The organism is Streptococcus sp. HMSC072G04, assembly GCF_001813295.1.
GTDB lineage: Bacteria > Bacillota > Bacilli > Lactobacillales > Streptococcaceae > Streptococcus.
On sequence record NZ_KV812038.1, the window covers coordinates 1 to 377 of the forward strand.

The 377-nt window shown below is 48.5% G+C and carries 1 pseudogene; it reads left to right on the top strand.

What is annotated here, in order from left to right:
• Positions 1-377: pseudogene (locus HMPREF2904_RS12085) on the top strand (MSCRAMM family adhesin SdrC); the annotation flags it as partial.

Genomic DNA, 377 nt, shown 5'->3' on the forward strand with positions numbered 1-377 from the left:
GAAGCTGATTGTGATTCTGAAATAGATTGCGACGCTGATTCAGATGCAGAAGCTGATGTGCTCAATGACGCTGATTGGCTTGCTGAAGTAGATGCCGATGCTGAAGCCGATGTGCTCAATGATGCTGATTGGCTCGCTGATACTGATGCTGATGCTGAAGCCGATGTGCTCAATGACGCTGATTGGCTTGCTGAAGTAGATGCCGATGCTGAAGCCGATGTGCTCAATGATGCTGATTGGCTTGCTGATACTGATGCTGATGCTGATGCTGACGCTGATGTACTCAATGACGCTGATTGGCTTGCTGATACAGAAGCTGACTCAGATGCTGATGCACTCAATGACGCTGATTGGCTTGCTGATACTGATGCTGATGC